The sequence below is a fragment of the Prevotella sp. P5-126 genome (assembly GCF_002251185.1).
Taxonomy (GTDB): Bacteria; Bacteroidota; Bacteroidia; order Bacteroidales; family Bacteroidaceae; genus Prevotella.
In genome coordinates this window covers 1-16,858 of sequence record NZ_NPIZ01000068.1, presented here as the reverse complement: position 1 = coordinate 16,858, position 16,858 = coordinate 1, and the positions used below count along the sequence as shown (strand labels likewise).

10 protein-coding genes are annotated in these 16,858 nt (G+C 48.8%); all 10 read right to left on the bottom strand.

All coding sequences use genetic code 11. The features are described 5' to 3' along the window. Nucleotides 1-115: 115 nt before the first annotated feature. Entirely contained in the window at nt 116-1,087 is a 972-nt protein-coding gene (locus CIK90_RS07775; RefSeq protein WP_173849326.1) for a zinc ribbon domain-containing protein, read from the bottom strand. Then, nucleotides 1,068-2,894 carry a U32 family peptidase gene (locus CIK90_RS07770; protein WP_094464802.1) on the bottom strand — a complete coding sequence of 609 codons (1,827 nt, stop codon included), beginning with the start codon at nt 2,892-2,894 and terminating at the stop codon, nt 1,068-1,070. The genes CIK90_RS07775 and CIK90_RS07770 overlap by 20 nt, the downstream gene beginning before the upstream one ends. After that, nucleotides 2,891-3,808 carry a homoserine O-succinyltransferase gene (metA, locus tag CIK90_RS07765; protein ID WP_094390491.1) on the bottom strand — a complete coding sequence of 306 codons (918 nt, stop codon included), beginning with the start codon at nt 3,806-3,808 and terminating at the stop codon, nt 2,891-2,893. The genes CIK90_RS07770 and metA overlap by 4 nt, the downstream gene beginning before the upstream one ends. Nucleotides 3,809-3,868: 60 nt before the next feature. Then, entirely contained in the window at nt 3,869-4,624 is a 756-nt protein-coding gene (locus CIK90_RS07760) for a PP2C family serine/threonine-protein phosphatase (protein WP_094464800.1), read from the bottom strand. Between the two features lie 14 nt (nt 4,625-4,638). Further along, nucleotides 4,639-5,229 carry an FHA domain-containing protein gene (locus CIK90_RS07755; protein WP_094440696.1) on the bottom strand — a complete coding sequence of 197 codons (591 nt, stop codon included), beginning with the start codon at nt 5,227-5,229 and terminating at the stop codon, nt 4,639-4,641. Nucleotides 5,230-5,279: 50 nt separating this feature from the next. Next, entirely contained in the window at nt 5,280-8,588 is a 3,309-nt protein-coding gene (locus CIK90_RS07750; protein WP_094464798.1) for an AAA family ATPase, read from the bottom strand. A 2-nt stretch (nt 8,589-8,590) separates the two neighbouring features. Further along, nucleotides 8,591-11,554, bottom strand: a complete 2,964-nt coding sequence (locus CIK90_RS07745) for a protein kinase (RefSeq protein ID WP_094464796.1) — start codon at nt 11,552-11,554, stop codon at nt 8,591-8,593. Then, nucleotides 11,551-12,492 carry a zinc ribbon domain-containing protein gene (locus CIK90_RS07740; protein WP_094464794.1) on the bottom strand — a complete coding sequence of 314 codons (942 nt, stop codon included), beginning with the start codon at nt 12,490-12,492 and terminating at the stop codon, nt 11,551-11,553. Before CIK90_RS07740 ends, CIK90_RS07745 begins: the two co-directional genes overlap by 4 nt. Before the next feature lie 134 nt (nt 12,493-12,626). Next, nucleotides 12,627-14,666 (bottom strand): M13 family metallopeptidase, encoded by a 2,040-nt coding sequence (locus CIK90_RS07735; RefSeq protein WP_094464792.1) that lies wholly within the window; start codon nt 14,664-14,666, stop codon nt 12,627-12,629. 21 nt (nt 14,667-14,687) lie between these two features. After that, entirely contained in the window at nt 14,688-16,628 is a 1,941-nt protein-coding gene (abc-f, locus tag CIK90_RS07730; RefSeq protein ID WP_094446272.1) for a ribosomal protection-like ABC-F family protein, read from the bottom strand. Nucleotides 16,629-16,858: the final 230 nt, after the last annotated feature.

Below are 16,858 nucleotides of genomic sequence, written 5' to 3'. Positions count from 1 at the left end.
TTTGAAAAATTTTTCTGATTTTTTTCTGCATTATGCCCATTTTTTCTGCTTTTCCACCGCAAGCCCTACCCTCTTGAGCCATATATTGACGATTCTTGAGTTTTCCGCACATCCCTTAGACATTCTCCACCCCACACTTCGGACAGATACCTTTGCGATGCATCCTTGCGCCACAATTGCCACAAACATACCGATAATGCGAATACCGGAAATAGCGCCACAGGGCAAAGATGATATAGACAACAAGAAATAGGAAACCTATATAATATAAGGTAGTGATGCTGAAAAGAACATAATCGACTGCACATACTCCAGCAAGTCCGCATAAGTAAAGCAACCCTTCAGAAGGCTCCAAACGATGCACTACATCATCTATCGTCGCCACACCTACGATAAGGATGGCCCATACGGAGGCAATAAAGAGTGCAAGGAACCACGGTAGCGAAAACGGGTTGAGCGAAGGGTGATAATAGAAATGTCGCCACGATTCGGGACTGAACATCTGTATGGATGCATAGAGCGTTGCAGAAGAGGCGATGAGTATGCACAACAATGTAGGATAGAACGAATCAATATCGTTGAAATGAACTATACGCGCATTATGGCGCATCAAACGACGAAGACCGTATGCCACTACGACAACAACCAATAATGCCAGGAATAGCAACAGATGGGTATCTGAAAAGAAATCTATAAACTGGGAAATGGGGTCGTTGGGCGATACGCAAGGCAACATCTCGCTCTCACGAATCCATCCCTGTGTCATCTGGTCGCGCGCCACCTTCACCCAAACGGAATCTATCGTATCTGACGAGATGGTCTTGATGTCGGCCACAACAAGGGGATCGCCTTTCAACACATATAGCGTATCGAAAGCCTGAGATCCTGCCTCATCGGAAATGGGCATCTGGCTGGCCTTAACCACGAAGTTATAGTTCTGAGAATAATGATGGGTAGTAAAGAACGACAAGGAGTCTATCTGACGCTCGGTAAGGTCCCATGCGTCAGGCGAAACAGGTCCATGGTTGTAACAGGCAGACAACAACAGGACGATCACACACAACAGGCTATTTTTCACTTTCTCCATAGACATTCATCTGACAATGACGACAATCAAACTCTAAACGAAACCTACGACCATCAGACAATCGCAGAAACAAGGGTTCCCTCCAATGGGCCTTTGTCCCGCCATGTTTCACACAACCGCCAAGCGCATAGCGCAGACAATGGCGACATTGCATCAACAAGGAAGCCTTCTGTCGTGATGACTGGAGTTCGAATGCTTGTTCGGAAGGATGAAGCCCTTGTGAGATATAAAAGTCGCGTGCCTTTGCGTTGGAGATATTATACAGATAGTCATACGGATAAAGGGCCGACACAGACGCGGGAATGTGGGCCGGTAAAACTTTAGACTGACCATCCGCTTGAGGAGTGGGCGTCATGAGTTTTTCGACAAGACGCCTGCGCAGATCTGCGAGGAAACTGCTGGGGATGAAATAATTGAAATCATCACTCATCTCCACCTGCTCGCAAAGATAGGGTGTTCCTCCGAGTTTCGAGAGTTGCCTGACGATATTGTCGCGTTGTGGTTTCTCTGAAGCCTGATGCTCACAGGCAATACCTACCGAAACCTCGCCAACCGAGAGATTAAAGCCTTGTTCGTCGGCTGCCAACCGCATGATGATGGGAATCTTGCGTTCTGCACTCGGACGAGAGAGTAGTTTTTCAAATTCCTGGTCGTTATTACGATAGAGTGCCATTCCTGGACGAAGATTCCGAGGCATCTTTTGAGGATAGAGTCTGTTGCCTTCCGCTCGGTTGACACGGAATCCTTCCAGTTCGCGGTCTCCCGTAATGAAACACAATCCGTCACCATTGGCAAATGCAGCTGTTCCTGCAACATTAAAGGAGTTGTTGCGTATCTCTTTCACATATCCCACATACTCGCCCATGGCCTTTGGTGTATCGGGAGAGAAGATGTCTGGTTGGCGTCCATTCAGGAAATAATGTGTAAAACCACGGTTAAAGGTCTTTTTCAGATTGGGTGTGAAGGTATAGCTGCACGTTCCCTTCGAAGCGCGGCAATAGCGATCAGGCTGATTGGCAACAATCTTATTGAGGCGAAGGTTATAGGCAGCCACGACATTTTTTACATAGGTGACATCCTTCAACCTTCCTTCTATCTTGAATGAGGTGGCTCCTGCTTCGACGAGTTGATCGAGCACATCCGCCTGATTGAGGTCTTTCAACGACAAGAGGTGGCGCTGGTGTTCGATTTCGCGTCCTTCTGCATCGACAAGGTCGAATTTCATACGACAGAACTGCGCACACGCTCCACGGTTGGCAGAACGTCCGAAACAGTATTGCGACGCATAGCAGATACCGCTATAGCTGACACACAAGGCTCCATGAACAAACACTTCGAGTTCGACATCTGGCACAGCCTCATGGATGCTTCTGATTTCCTCTACCGATAGTTCGCGTGCCAAGACCACCCGTTGAAATCCCAATTCTGCCAGCCATTTCACCTTATCTGCCGTACGATTGTCGGTCTGTGTGGAGGCATGAAGCGCTATAGGAGGCAACTGGAGTTTGAGCAGTCCCAGATCTTGTACGAGAATGGCATCAACCCCCGCCCCATGGAGTTCGCAGATAAGTGACAGCGTGTCGTCGAGTTCACCATCATAAATAATGGTATTGACCGTCACATAGACTTTTGCACCAAACAGATGGGCATAGTCGCACAACTGTCTGATGTCGTCCACACTATTTCCCACAGCAGCCCTTGCTCCGAAACGTGATGCTCCGATATATACGGCATCGGCCCCATGGTCAATAGCAGCAATACCGCAGGCAAGGTTCTTGGCAGGTGCCAGCAGTTCCAGTTTTCTCATCGTATAGTATTGATATCGAACGGTGTTGCTTGATATACGTAATAGTTGATCCAATTGTTATAAAACAGATTGGCGTGGGCCCTCCATGTGACAAGGGGCTCATTGGATGGATTATTGTCTTTATAATAGTTCTTGGGCAAATCCACATCGTCACGTATGCCACAGTCTCGTCGATACTCCTTGTCAAGAGTATTGGGAGCATATTCCAGATGGCCGGTAATAAAGAATTCTCTACCCTCTCGCGCCATCACAATACTCACTCCGCTTTCCGGTGATTCGGCAATCAGGCTCAGCTCATGCTGCTTTTCTATGTCTTCGCGATGAATCTCGGTATGTCGGCTATGCGGCATCTGAAACACATCGTCAAAGCCTCGGAAGATAGGGAGCTTGGACTGTAATGTATGTTGGGGGAATACGCCAAACATTTTCTTGGGCAACTGGTATTTCGGCACTCCGTAATGGTAGTACAATCCCGCCTGCGCAGCCCAGCAGATATATAATGTACTAGTCACGTGCGTACGTGCCCATGAGAATATTTCTGTCATTTCATCCCAATAGGTGACATCTTCAAAATCAAGAGTCTCGACGGGTGCACCGGTAATAATCATGCCATCATAACGCTCCTTGCGCATCTGCTGGAAATCTCTGTAGAACATCATCATGTGTTCGATTGGGGTGTTCTTTGGCGTGTGGCTTCTGAGTTTCATGAAGCTCACTTCCAACTGCAAAGGTGTATTTGAAAGCAGACGGATCAGGTCTGTCTCAGTAGTTATCTTCAATGGCATCAGATTGAGAATCACAATCTTCAACGGGCGGATATCCTGCATGTGGGCGCGTGAATCGTCCATCACAAAAATGTTTTCCTTTTTCAGCAACTCTATTGCCGGTAATTGATCTGGTAATTTTAAAGGCATGTTTCTTTCAGTTTACTTTTTCAACACAATCTTTTTCAATACAATCTTTTTTATATATCCTCAATGGCTCTCAGCAACAGCAACAACACAAGCCGACACGTTGTCGAAACCTCCGGCTTTGATAGCTGCCTCACACAAAGCGTTGGCATCCTTCCCTTCATTGAGTAATTTTTCTATATGTTCATCATCTACCATATCGCTGAGTCCGTCAGAACACAACAGGAAGGTACAACCAGCTTTTACATCATTGGTAAACTCGGTAAAGTCGAGAAACGAGGTGGTACATCCTGCTCCGATACAGTTGGTGATGACGTTGGAATGGCGTTTTACACCAGTCATTACGTTCAGACTGTGGTCTGTCGTGATTTGCTTCAGTTTACCATCTGACAGCATATACAGACGACTGTCTCCGCAGTTCATCCAGAAATAGTTTCCTTCGTAATATAGTATTCCAACGAGTGTGGTACCCATTTCCTGAAGCGTGCGGTCTTCAACACCACGCGAAGAGATGATCTTATTGATGGAAACGAGCCACTCCACCATAGCTTCACACAAGGCACCTTCGCTCATATGTGCAGGTAGGTCGTGGATGAAGAAATGTAGATTTCTTAGCGTCTCCTCGCTGGCAACTTCTCCGGCATTATGTCCGCCCATTCCGTCTGCCAAAGCCACAATAAAACGATCCTTGTTTTCTGTAAAGAACTGCAAGTCACAGGCCTCACTCCTTACATACTTGTTTTCCACCAGAATCATATCCTCATTATTGCTTCGAATACATCCGACACGACTCGATGCAGTTATCGTTATCTTACTCATATCTTATCTTATCATTATTTTATACTTACTTGTAAACTGACATTTGCTATGGTCAGAATATCTCCATTCTTAACAGACATCGGCACATCGGGCAACAGATCCCGTTGGTTCAGCTTCGTTCCGTTTGAAGAATGCTTGTCTATGACACACCATCCGGAATCTTGTTTGAAGAGCAGTTGGGCATGAACACCCGATACATACATGTTGTTGCTGAAGAATTTTGCGTATGGACCTTGGCGGCGTCCTATGACAGCCCCGTTCACTCCTACGATGCGGATGGCCAAAGAAGAGTTGTATAACAACAGCATGGGCATTCCCTTGATTTGCGGGACATCGTTGGGAATTGTTTCCATATTGCCCTTCGTTGCCTGACCGATGGTTACCGACTGGCTGACAAACGACGTTGACAAGGAGGTCATATTATTGCGCTCTTCCCGCTTCTTCTGTAATTCATCGTAACTGATCATCAGACCGCCACAATGGGTACACCGATGACCCAGTCCTACCCTACCACAACTGCTGCAATAGAGTAATGCCTGACCACATTGATCGCAGAAGCGCGAATCGTCGTCGATCTCTTCTTTACAATTAGGACATATTATCATAATTTCTTTTCTACGTAGATTCTTATTTTATTTGCAATTCCCCTCACGACCTACACGTCACAGATGTCTTCTGGCATAATGGTCTGATAGGTTTCTTTGGTCACCTCCTGCATACCGCTGACTCTGACGGAGAGTTGCTGGATGGTTGCATCGAGCAGGTTGCGCATTTCTCGTGCATTACCGAAATTCTGATCCTTCGATACCACTTTTCTGCAGATCAGGTCCATCAACTTAAATTCAGCTGCTGGCGACAAGGTGTAATTGTCTTTCTGTGCCATCTTCTTGAAAATGGCCAGCAACTCGTCTTCATTATAGTCGTCTATCTGCATCTTATGTGTGAAACGGCTGGCAAGACCTGGATTGGTCATCAGGAAATTTTCCATCTGATCCTTATAGCCTGCAGCAATAACCACATACTTGCCACGGTCGTCTTCCATCCGTTTCATCAACGTATCGATGGCTTCCTTACCATACTGGTCGTTTTCTGCCGATAGCGTATAGGCTTCGTCGATAAACAGGATGCCGCCCATGGCTTTGTCACACATATTATTGACGATCTTGGGAGTCTCGCCCATGTATTTTCCTACCAACGTGGCACGACTCACTTCCACCACGTGACTTGTCGGGAGAATCTCCATGCTTTGCAACACTTCTCCCATCTTACGGGCGATAGTGGTCTTTCCCGTTCCGGGATTACCCATCAGGATGAAGTTCATAGACATCTGCTGCACTTTTCCTGCGCCCATGGCGGCACGTTGCTTCATGAACATGCTCTGTACTGCCAGACGACGGATCATGTTCTTGACCGAACGCATGCCCACAAACTCGTCCAGTTCTGACAATACTTCGTCCAATGGGCGTGCTTGCTCGTTACGTCCGTCTGCCAAATCGTCTTCCACGATTTTGAACATATCTTCCTGATTGAAATTCGGATCGCTCATCTGTTTCATCAGGCGCTGGCTTTGTTTCTCTACTGCCGAGTCGAAAAGGCGGCGTGCCTCTCGCGCATTACCGAAATTCTTGTCCCGTCGCAGATACATCTGCTCAAACTGCCGGTGAATGGCGTTGGTGGTTGATGCATCGATGGTGAATTTCTTTGCCGTCGCCATATTGATGAATATCTGCGTCAACTCATCAGGCGTATAATCGTCGAAATGGATGGTCTGGGTAAAACGACTCTTCAGTCCGGGGTTAGAACTGATGAAATCATGCATCTGGTCCGTATATCCGGCAACAATACAGATGAACTTTCCACGGTCATCCTCCAAACGCTTCAACAGGGTGTCTATGGCTTCACTACCGAATGTGTCGGCATCGCTGGTCTTGAGCGTATAGGCCTCGTCGATAAACAATACGCCTCCCAAGGCTGAATCGATCACCTGGTTGGTCTTAATAGCTGTCTGTCCGGAATAGCCCGCTACGAGTTTGCTGCGGTCGGCTTCTACAAGCTGACCTTTCGACAGGATTCCGAGTGTACGAAACACATCTGCCATGATGCGGGCAACGGTAGTCTTACCGGTTCCCGGATTTCCTGTAAACACATAGTGTTTTCCCTGGAATGTATCCGTCTCTCCACGGCGAATCTGCAGATTGAGAAACGAGACAAGATTGGAAATCTCCTGTTTTACCGCAGCAAGACCCACCATGCCATGGAGCTTCTCGAGACACTCGTCGTAGTTGACACTCTTGGGAGCCTGATAGGGAATATCCACCTGCTCTATCGTCATCAACTGCTGATTGTCGAGACTGTTGATGTCAAGGCGTTGCAGACGTTCTGCCTGACGGGTACAGATTTTGTCAAACAACTGACGCATCGTGCGGCCGTTGGCAAAATCCTTGTCGCGCGACTGATACATCTCCTTGATCATCTTGCGCGCCAATCCTTCTGCCGCCTCGCTAAATTCGTATTTCTTCTCCTTGGCAAACATGTTCATGATGTCGAAAAGTTGCTCTGGAGAGTAGTCTTCTATATTCAGGAAATAGCTGAATCGACTTCTGAAACCCACGTTGATACGGAACAGATTTTCCATCTCCGACCGATAACCTGCAGCAATAACAACAAATTTGCCGCGGTCGTCCTCCATTCGTTTCATCAGCTGTTCAAGGGCCTGCGCTCCTTGCGTGTCGCGCTCGCCCGTCTGACTGAGTGGCGCCAGCGTATAGGCTTCGTCCACGAAAAGGATGCCGCCCATGGCCTTATCACACAGGCGATCTACGATCTTCGGAGTCTCGCCCTGGTATGGACTCACCATCTTCGACCGGTCGGCTTCTACCACATGACCGCTGTCGAGATAACCTATCGACTCCAGTATCTCGCCCAGTTTCCGGGCGATGGTCGTCTTACCGGTTCCGGGATTACCCGTCAGCACGATATGTATGCCGGCTTTCTCTTGATCGCCGAGTCCCCGTTGTGCACGTTCCACACTATTCTTCACGCTATAGGCAATCTCGCGCACGGTCTTCTTGACTTCATCCATTCCGATGAAGCAGTCAAGGTCTTTGAGAATGTCATCCACAGAACGTTCTGCAGGAACATATCCTCTGATGTCACACTCCTCAACGGTATCGGCTTGGGCTCCCCTGCTGATGAAAGAGGTGAAGATATCTTCTGCGGTCTTCACGGCAAGATGTCCGTATCCGAAGGTCTCGTCCTTGATCTTCAGTTGATACTGGAAGAACCGTTGCAACTTATGATCTGCAGCCTGGGTAAAGGAGGTTATGGCGTATTTCTTCCGTAACTCCAGTTTACAGATCTCACAGAGTTCTGCATAGCCTGGTGCAGGCAACCGGAAAGTATATTTGAAGCGGTTCTGCGCCGCAGGATTATTGCTCAGGAAGTCGTCAAGTCCCTTGGGAAGTCCCGAAATGATCACGATAGGATTCTCGTTCCATTTGTCCATTTCCACAAACAACTTGTCGAGCGGGTTGACCTGATTGGAATAACGGTCTGGCAACAGTTTCTGTACGTTGTCAAAGAAGAGAATACCGTTGCGCGCCTTTTTCACATTATCGTCCCATTTATCCACAAAACGCTGGTAATCCACGGCGTCAACCATGGTCAACTTGGGTTTCTCGATAATCTTATGTTGATAGAAATAGTCGCGAATGACCTCGGCCAAGGCGGTCTTTCCCGTACCTGTCTCACCAATAATAATGGTATTGATGCTCAACCGGATATTGACAATATCCTTGCGCGATTGTAAATAGGTATAGGTATCTACTACGGTCTTCAACTGACGCTTCACCTCGTCAAGACCGACCATGCGGTCAAGCACGTGTTTTGTGGCAAGAGGTTGGCCGCACCACTTGCAGAATTTCGCTATCGAGCGATTTTCTTTATGACATTTCTCACAGACCATAATTATTCTACATCTCTTTGCAACTGATTGACAACTTTGGTAGGATTGAGCCGCCAGTTGTCCAAATCAGGATTCTTCACATTCAATAGCTTCGGGCTATAGACCAGCAGTTCCATGACCATGATGAGCACCATGACAGACCACAGCAGGTAGTGGGCTACCGACTCTCCGCTGATGGAACGTATCTGATTGGAGACATCGTCCAACAGTCCGAACTTAGAACCCTTAAACCGATAACTCTTCTGTCTGAAGGTGAAGTACAAGGGTTCCAGCAGGGAGGTCTTGATGTCGTCGTCCATCACCTCGTCTATCAGGTTTCCGTCATTACGTCTTTCCTTCCGGTAGTCGGTAAAATAGCAGATGGCCATATATACGGCTGTAATGACGATTACTACCGGGACAAACATAGCGGGGGCCGTTTTCTGCGTATGCCGCAGAATGGCCACAGGAATATAGGTAGAGAAGAGTCCCAGACTTCCCCATAATGCCGAGAGCACGAATCCGAAACCGTGGAAATAGGCTCGCATGGCTATGATAAGTGCCATGATTCCTCCCACAGGCAGTACGATGGTGAGTCCGGCATGTTCCAGCAAATACTCGCGTCCGCTGATGCCGCAGACCGCCAGCATCAGAATCCACAGTACGCATAGCGCATAAAAGACCATGCGCAACATGCGTTCCTTCATATTGGCGCGGATATAATCGCCATGCACGCGTTCAAATTTCTGCGCGGTTTGTGTTTTCGCCTCACAATACCTTTTATAATAGGTCTGCGTCTGGTCTATCTCTCCTAATGCCAGTATCCATTGTTCCAGACTCCGTTCGTAACTGTATGACTCGCGGAAGTCTTCTTTCGGATTCTCGTGGTAGAAGATCGACATCCATTGCTTCAACGCACCCCGTTGGAGTTCGCCAATGAGTACTGTACGCTTCCCATACTGCTGCATCGCCTTGACATCATGCAGTTCGATACCGTCCTCCAACATATAGGTTGGACAGACGCCGAGCATCATGCAGAAGCGATAGGCTGCCGTACGGAGGTCGTAAACTCCCAGGCGTTCGGTATTCTCATCGCTCGACATGTCGAAACATGAACGTGCCATATTGATTTGTTCCATCCATCCGTGCAACTGTGCGAAATAATGGAATCGGCCGTCGGGGTCTGAGTAATCGGCTATGGCTGCCGCAAAATCCTCATCATTACTATGCTGGGTATCGTGAAGCAAAGCGAGAAGACAGGCGCCAACGGCATCTGGAGTTTGTGCTTCGCGCAGGTCGAATGCCGCGTTGCGGTCGATATTATACAACACCTTATACCCCAGCGCCTTTGAAGGCTGCTGTCCTTCTGTCATGATGCGCAACGACTCACAGGCCATGCGATCTTCGTGTGCATACATCCACGACAGCAGGCGTCCGTCGCTCAGCGCCATCCATTCGTCGTCTGTACAGTCTTCATACCCGTAGGCTCTGACGATTTCCGAGATGTTGGATGATGGATATTTCGGAAGAAACGGTATTTCGCTATCTACCTCATAGGCCAACTGGAGTATCGCCTTACGCGAGTCTAATTGGCTGTCTTCGCGGAAATAACTTCTGAGGCGTTCAATATTAGCTGTTGAATGGCTTTCAAGATACAGGAACAGGCTGTCATTTTCGTTCTTCAGGGCCAGCGCATATTCATCGGAGGCTGCAAGTACAGAGATGACCACACTGTGAAGGTTGTCACATAGCTTTCCTCGGAGGTCCCGATACGGATAGGTAGGCTCCATGGCGTAGATGGCCGACATCAGACCTGCTGTCTGATCGACAGGATAGCGATTGCTGACGATATCCTTCAACGTAGCGCTAAGTTTTACATTACCACATTGTTCCAACCAACTGGTAATGTGACCGTTATAGAGATAGTTGATGGCAAGCTTCTCGTTATCTACCAACAAGGGGATGAGTTCATGCACATTATCCGCCACAAGGTTGCGCTCTGGATCTACCACGAAACTGCGATATTTCAGAAGTGGCGATGAAATATCCACGGGGACATTCTCTCCCAGGAACCAGCGCTCCACATGATTGTAGTCCCATCTGCTCTTTGGGTTGACAGCCGTCAGACCCAGTACGATCATCTTGACGCGTTCTGGCAGTTCGTTGATTCTTGGCAGACGTCCTTCGTTTTTCTTGCGCATCATCACGCGCTCATTTTGGCTGAACGGACTCTCTCCGAGCCACAGGGTCATCAAGGCGATTCCCAGCGAGTAGCTATCTACCGAAGGCGTAATCTCCACCTGGCCGTCAATCACGTCGTTATACATCTCCGGTGCTGCATAGGCAGGGGTACGCGCTTGTGTGGTCTTATGCATATCTTCATCGTCACGTATCACACTTGAGATGCCGAAGTCGCCCAGCACCAATTGCGTGTGATTCTCATCGCGGAAGAAGAAATTACTAGGTTTGATGTCTTTGTGGATGATATTGCTGTTGTGGCAATATTCCAAGGCTGCTGCGGCTTGCAGGGCAATACGTCTGAACTGATTGAAGTTACCGTCAAGGTCGTATTCTCCAAGATTACCTCCTCGCAGATATTCCATCAGTTCGTAGTCTCGGTTTTTGCCGTCAACGTATGTCTTGCCGTAATCCTGCACTTTGACAACCATTTCCATGTCAAAGTTCTGAATGATGCGCATCAACGTCTTGTTGATGCTGAAGTTGGGGTAATAGAGTTTCAGCACCTTCTCCCCTTCTCCGTCTTTCACCAGAAACACCTGTGCTTCACCAGAATGGTCGCTCAGACATTTGATATTCTGATAACATTTGCCTTTGAGAATGAAATCTCCTGTCTTTTCTTCATCGTCATTGGCAATTCTATTGGTACGAATGGTTTGGTCATCCGCCATGGCAGATGCCTGTACACGAAACGTTGCCTGTTGGACCCGTTGTGTCTGTTCCGGATTTACGATGGTCTTGTCTGTCATTTCTTATCATCTTTTATGTCGGAACTGCTCTTTGTTCCCAATACCACCCATTTGCCTCCAAGCTGTGGCTTGGCACATCCGCAAGGACTGCTGTGCATGGCGTGTTTATAGTTGCATACCCACGCGAGGCGTATGCCTTGTGGCTTGCAGGCCATAGTGTAGTTTCTGGCCATGATAGGCGACTCGGTAGGTCTGGTTGCAAGTTTTTCCAACGCTTCTGCCAGCGCCTCCATATTTTGCTGTTTCAACATCTCCAACTGTTTATCGGTCATGCGGTTGCGCGATGGAATCACGATGTCTTCCTCAGGCATCCCCGAGTCTTTCGCGAGAAGCGTCAACACGCGTTTTCTCAACTCATCGTTCTTTTTGTCGCGCAGACGGTCTTTCTCCGTACAGGCAGGCAGGATGCTTTCCAGAAGGTTGTACTCCTTGACGATCTCTTGCAGATGGATATAATCGGGCTCTTTCTGCAATCGCTTCACCATCTCCTTGGCTTCTGCCGTCAGCGGAGTACCGCATTTCTTGCAGAAAGCAAAATCATTCATCGTATGACAGGTCGGACATACCAGTCCTCCTCTCGGACTTCCACATTCGGGACAGTAGGCTTCGTTGCCGTGGAGCGCATAGCCGCAGTACGAACAAACGTCTTTGCGCACATACCGATGGCAGGTCTCACAGAAATCTGCTCCTGGGTCCATTTCTGCCCCGCAATAGGGACACGTAAGTTTTCCTATGGGTTGTCCACATTGTGCACAAAAGATGGATTCTTCTTCATTTTCTGCGCCGCAATACGGACATACTTTGACTTTGGCACGCAAGGTTTGCATTTCCGCCTGCTGCAAAACCTGATCTTCTTGGAGTTCTTGGCTTAGCAACATTTCCTGCGGACGTACTGTGCGCTGGTTTTGGTTTTTAATTGTCTGGTTATCTTCTATCATTACTACAAAGGTCGTAATATTCTTTTGCAAAGATACTTATTTTTTTTGAAAATATACTAAAAAAACCGCTGTAAATTATCATCTACAGCGGTTTTTCTTATAATTTCTTTTTATAAATGCCTCAAATCGGGTGTTTACCAGAGTTCCAAACGTTCTGATTTCGGAATAAACATCTTATCTCCTTCTTTGATGCCGAATGCCTCATACCACATGTCGATATGGGGAAGCGCACCATTCACACGCCAACGGCTGAGGGAGTGTGGGTCGCTCTTGGTGCGGTTGCGGATTTCGGCTTCGTTGATATTTCCTGCCCATACTCCTGCGTAGGCGAGGAAGAAGCGTTGCTCAGGTGTCAGTCCGTCGATCACGGGAAGGGCCTGGGTCTTGGTGGCGTTCTTCAGCGCGTAATAGGCCACCTGCAGACCGCCATGGTCGGCCAGGTTCTCACCAAGGGTCAGACGTCCGTTGGCATTGAGGTCGGGCAATACTTTGATATTGTTGAAGAATTCCACATAGCGGTCGGTACGTTCCGTAAAATTCTTCCCATCCTCAGCCTTCCACCAGTCATGCATATTACCGTCTTTGTCGTATTGTCGTCCCTGGTCGTCAAATCCATGGGTCATTTCGTGACCGATGACCACGCCGATCGCACCATAGTTGAAGGCGTCGTCTGCCTCTGGGTCAAAGAACGGGGGCTGAAGGATGCCGGCAGGGAAACAGATTTCGTTGGTGGTTGGATTATAATAGGCGTTGACGGTCTGCGGATTCATATACCAGTCGTCTTTGTCAACAGGCTTTCCTGCGGTATGGTTGATGTGCCATTTGTTCCAAAAGCGGTTACATTCCTTCATATTGTCATAATACGATTTCGACGGATCAATAGTCAGCTCGCTCATATCGGTCCATTTGTCGGGATATCCTATCTTGACATAGAAGGTGTTGAGTTTCAACAAGGCATTCACCTTGGTACTGTCGTCCATCCAGGTTTGTGCGGCAATACGCTCGCCCAGGGCGATACGGAGGTTTTCCACCAAGGTGGTCATACGCTTCTTAGAAGAGGCGGGGAAATACTTCTCTGTATAGATTTTTCCAAGGGCCTCACCCATCACGCCTTCCACCTGCGAGGTGGCTCTGCGCCAGAGGGGATGGTTTTCCTTGCGTCCTGCCATCACCTTGCCGTAGAAATCGAAACTGGCTTGTGCGGCTTCGTCGTTCAGCAGGTTGGCGGCGCCGTTGATGATGCGCCATTCCATCCAGTCGCGGTATGCCGGAGCTGAGAGACCGGCAATCACTTTCTCGGCACCTGCCATGAAGTCGGGCTGGCCTACGACGAGTGTCTGCAGGTATTTGCTGTCTATGCCTTTGGCATTCATCAGCTGTTCCAGTTGCAGATGGGGATATTTGCTCTGAAACTCCTGGAGCGTCATCTTGTTGTAGTTGGCTTTCGGGTCACGCAGCTGGGTATTTGATCGTGATACTTTCGCCAAAGCCATCTCTATCTTCATGACGTTCTGCATCTTCTTCTGTGCCGTCCCCGTCTTGAATCCGAAGAGTCGGAACATCTTCACGATGTGGAGCTTGTACGCCTCACGGATTTTTGTCGTGGCGGGATCATTCTCCAGATAGTAGTCTTTCTGTCCGAGGGTCAGTCCGCCTTGGTTGACGCCGAGGATGTTTTGCGTAGCATTCATCTCGTCGGCTCCGATACCGGCGCCATAGAACATGGGTGCTCCTGCGGGCATCATTTCCTTTTGGATGGCAAAGAGCTGACTGGTGGTCTTGGCGGCTTCAAGGCGCTTGAGGATGGGCTGTACGGGCGAGAGTCCGTCTTTTTCTCTGCGGTCTGTATCTACAGCCATTTTGTAAAGGTCGCTTAACTTACGCTCTACCGTTCCTTCGGCATAGCTGTTCTCTTGCAGCTCCTTCAGGATGCCGTTGATGCGCTTGGTATTGTTTTCTGCCAGGCGGTCAAAACTTCCATAGCGTGAATAGGCTGCCGGCAGAGGGTTGGCTTTCATCCATCCGCCACAGGCATAAGTGAAGAAATCGTCTCCAGGACGGGCACTCTGATCCATGTCGGCCAGAGACAATCCCGATTTCAGTTGTTGCTGGGCCATCGAAGGAATGGCCATCGTTGTAACTGCCATCATTAGAAGTAGTTTTTTCATTTCCATAATATTATTGATCTTTGTTCGTCATTTCGTTAATGCGTCATACGCTTCTGAGAGTTGTTCCCAGCGCTCCACTTCTTCGTCGAGGGCTGCCTTGATATTGGTATATTCGGTCACCAGTTCCATATTGGATGCCTGTGCGGGGTCCATGAGGAGTTGGTCCAACTGTTTCAGGCGGTCTTCCATCTCGCTGATCTTCTTCTCCGAAGCGGCTACGGCCTTTTCTGCCTTACTGATCTTCTTCTGCTGTTCTTTGCGTTCGGCATACGACAGGGCTGGCGATTTTTCGTCTGATTTTTTCTCTGCTGCCTTGGGTGTCTTTTCTGCCGCAGGCTTCGTTTCCAACTGGCTCAGTTCGTCAATACGCTTCGACTGTAGGAAATCGTAGATGCCTCCGAGGTGTTCTCTGATGCGTCCTCCGCCAAACTCATAGACCTTGGTGACCAGGCCGTCAAGGAATTCACGGTCGTGGCTCACGATGATGGCTGTGCCGTCGAAGGCCTTGATGGCTTCCTTCAACACGTCTTTCGAGGGCATGTCGAGGTGGTTGGTGGGCTCGTCGAGGATCAACAGGTTGACGGGTTCGAGCAACAGCCGGATCATGGCCAGACGACTGCGTTCGCCGCCGCTCAACACCTTCACTTTCTTGTCAGATGCTTCGCCTCCAAACATGAAAGCGCCGAGGATGTCGTTGATCTTCAGTCTGACCTCTCCTTTTGCCACACGGTCTATCGTTTCAAATACGGAGAGCGACTCGTCGAGGAGCTGGGCTTGGTTCTGTGCGAAATAGCCGATCTGTACGTTATGCCCTATCTTCAACATACCGTCGTAGGGTATCTCGCCCATGATACATTTCACGAGGGTTGACTTTCCTTCGCCGTTCTTTCCCACAAAAGCCACCTTCTCTCCTCTTTTGATGGTCAGGTTGGCATGCGAGAATACGGTATGGGCGCCATAGTCTTTCCTGACGTCCTCACAGATGACGGGATAGTCGCCGCTTCGCAGACAGGGTGGGAATTTCAGGTGCATGGCGGAGTTATCCACCTCATCCACCTCGATAGGTACTATCTTCTCCAGTTGTTTCACCTTCTGCTGCACCTGTACGGCTTTGGTGGCCTGATATCGGAAGCGCTCGATAAAGGCGCGCATCTCGGCTATCTCCTTCTGCTGGTTCTCGTAGGCACGCTGCTGTTGTTCGCGACGTTCCTTTCTAAGCACCATATATTCATCGTAGCGCACCTTATAGTCTATGATGTGTCCACACGATATCTCCAGGGTGCGATTAGACACATGGTTGATAAAGGCGCGGTCGTGACTGACCAATACTACGGCTTTCGCACTTTGTGCAAGAAACTGCTCCAACCATTGTATCGACTCGATGTCGAGGTGGTTGGTAGGCTCGTCGAGCAACAGCACGTCGGGCTTCTGCAACAGAATCTTTGCCAGTTCGATACGCATGCGCCAACCTCCTGAGAACTCGCGTGTGGGACGGTCAAAGTCTGTTCTTACAAAACCGAGACCTGTCAGGGTGCGTTCCACTTCGGCATCATTACTGTCCGCTCCCATCATCATGTAGCGGTCGTGCTCCTGCGTGAAGCGTTCCACCAGCGCCAAATAACTTTCGCTCTCGTAGTCCGTACGTTCTGCGAGTTCGCGATTGAGTTTGTCTATCAACTGTTGCTGTCGTGTGACATTGGCGAAGGCTTTCATCGCCTCTTCTTTCACGGTCGTATCATCCTGCAACACCATCACCTGTGGCAGATAGCCGATAGTGGTGTCGGAGGGCACGTTGACAGTTCCTGCCGTAGGATGCTGCAAGCCACACAGTATTTTCAAGAGCGTTGATTTACCAGCTCCGTTCTTACCCACAAGGGCAATACGGTCGCGGTCGTTGACCACAAAACTGGCATTCTGGAAGAGGGGTTTGACCCCAAACTCCACCTGTAATCCTTCTACTGATATCATTCTATTTATATTTACCATGCAAAGTTACAAAATTATTCCCGTATTCCCACCGAAAAGGTCGCACGGATTACAAGGAAATTTTTATCCACGGAACACACGGAATACACTCTAAGTTTGCAGAAGAATGCGACGCAGTCGCATAAATGTTAAATAATCAAGGTAAAACTATGATTGCTAAAGACAGTTTCGTACCTTTGTTGTAAAAAGGTAGAATCGGTCTGTCGAAGAGG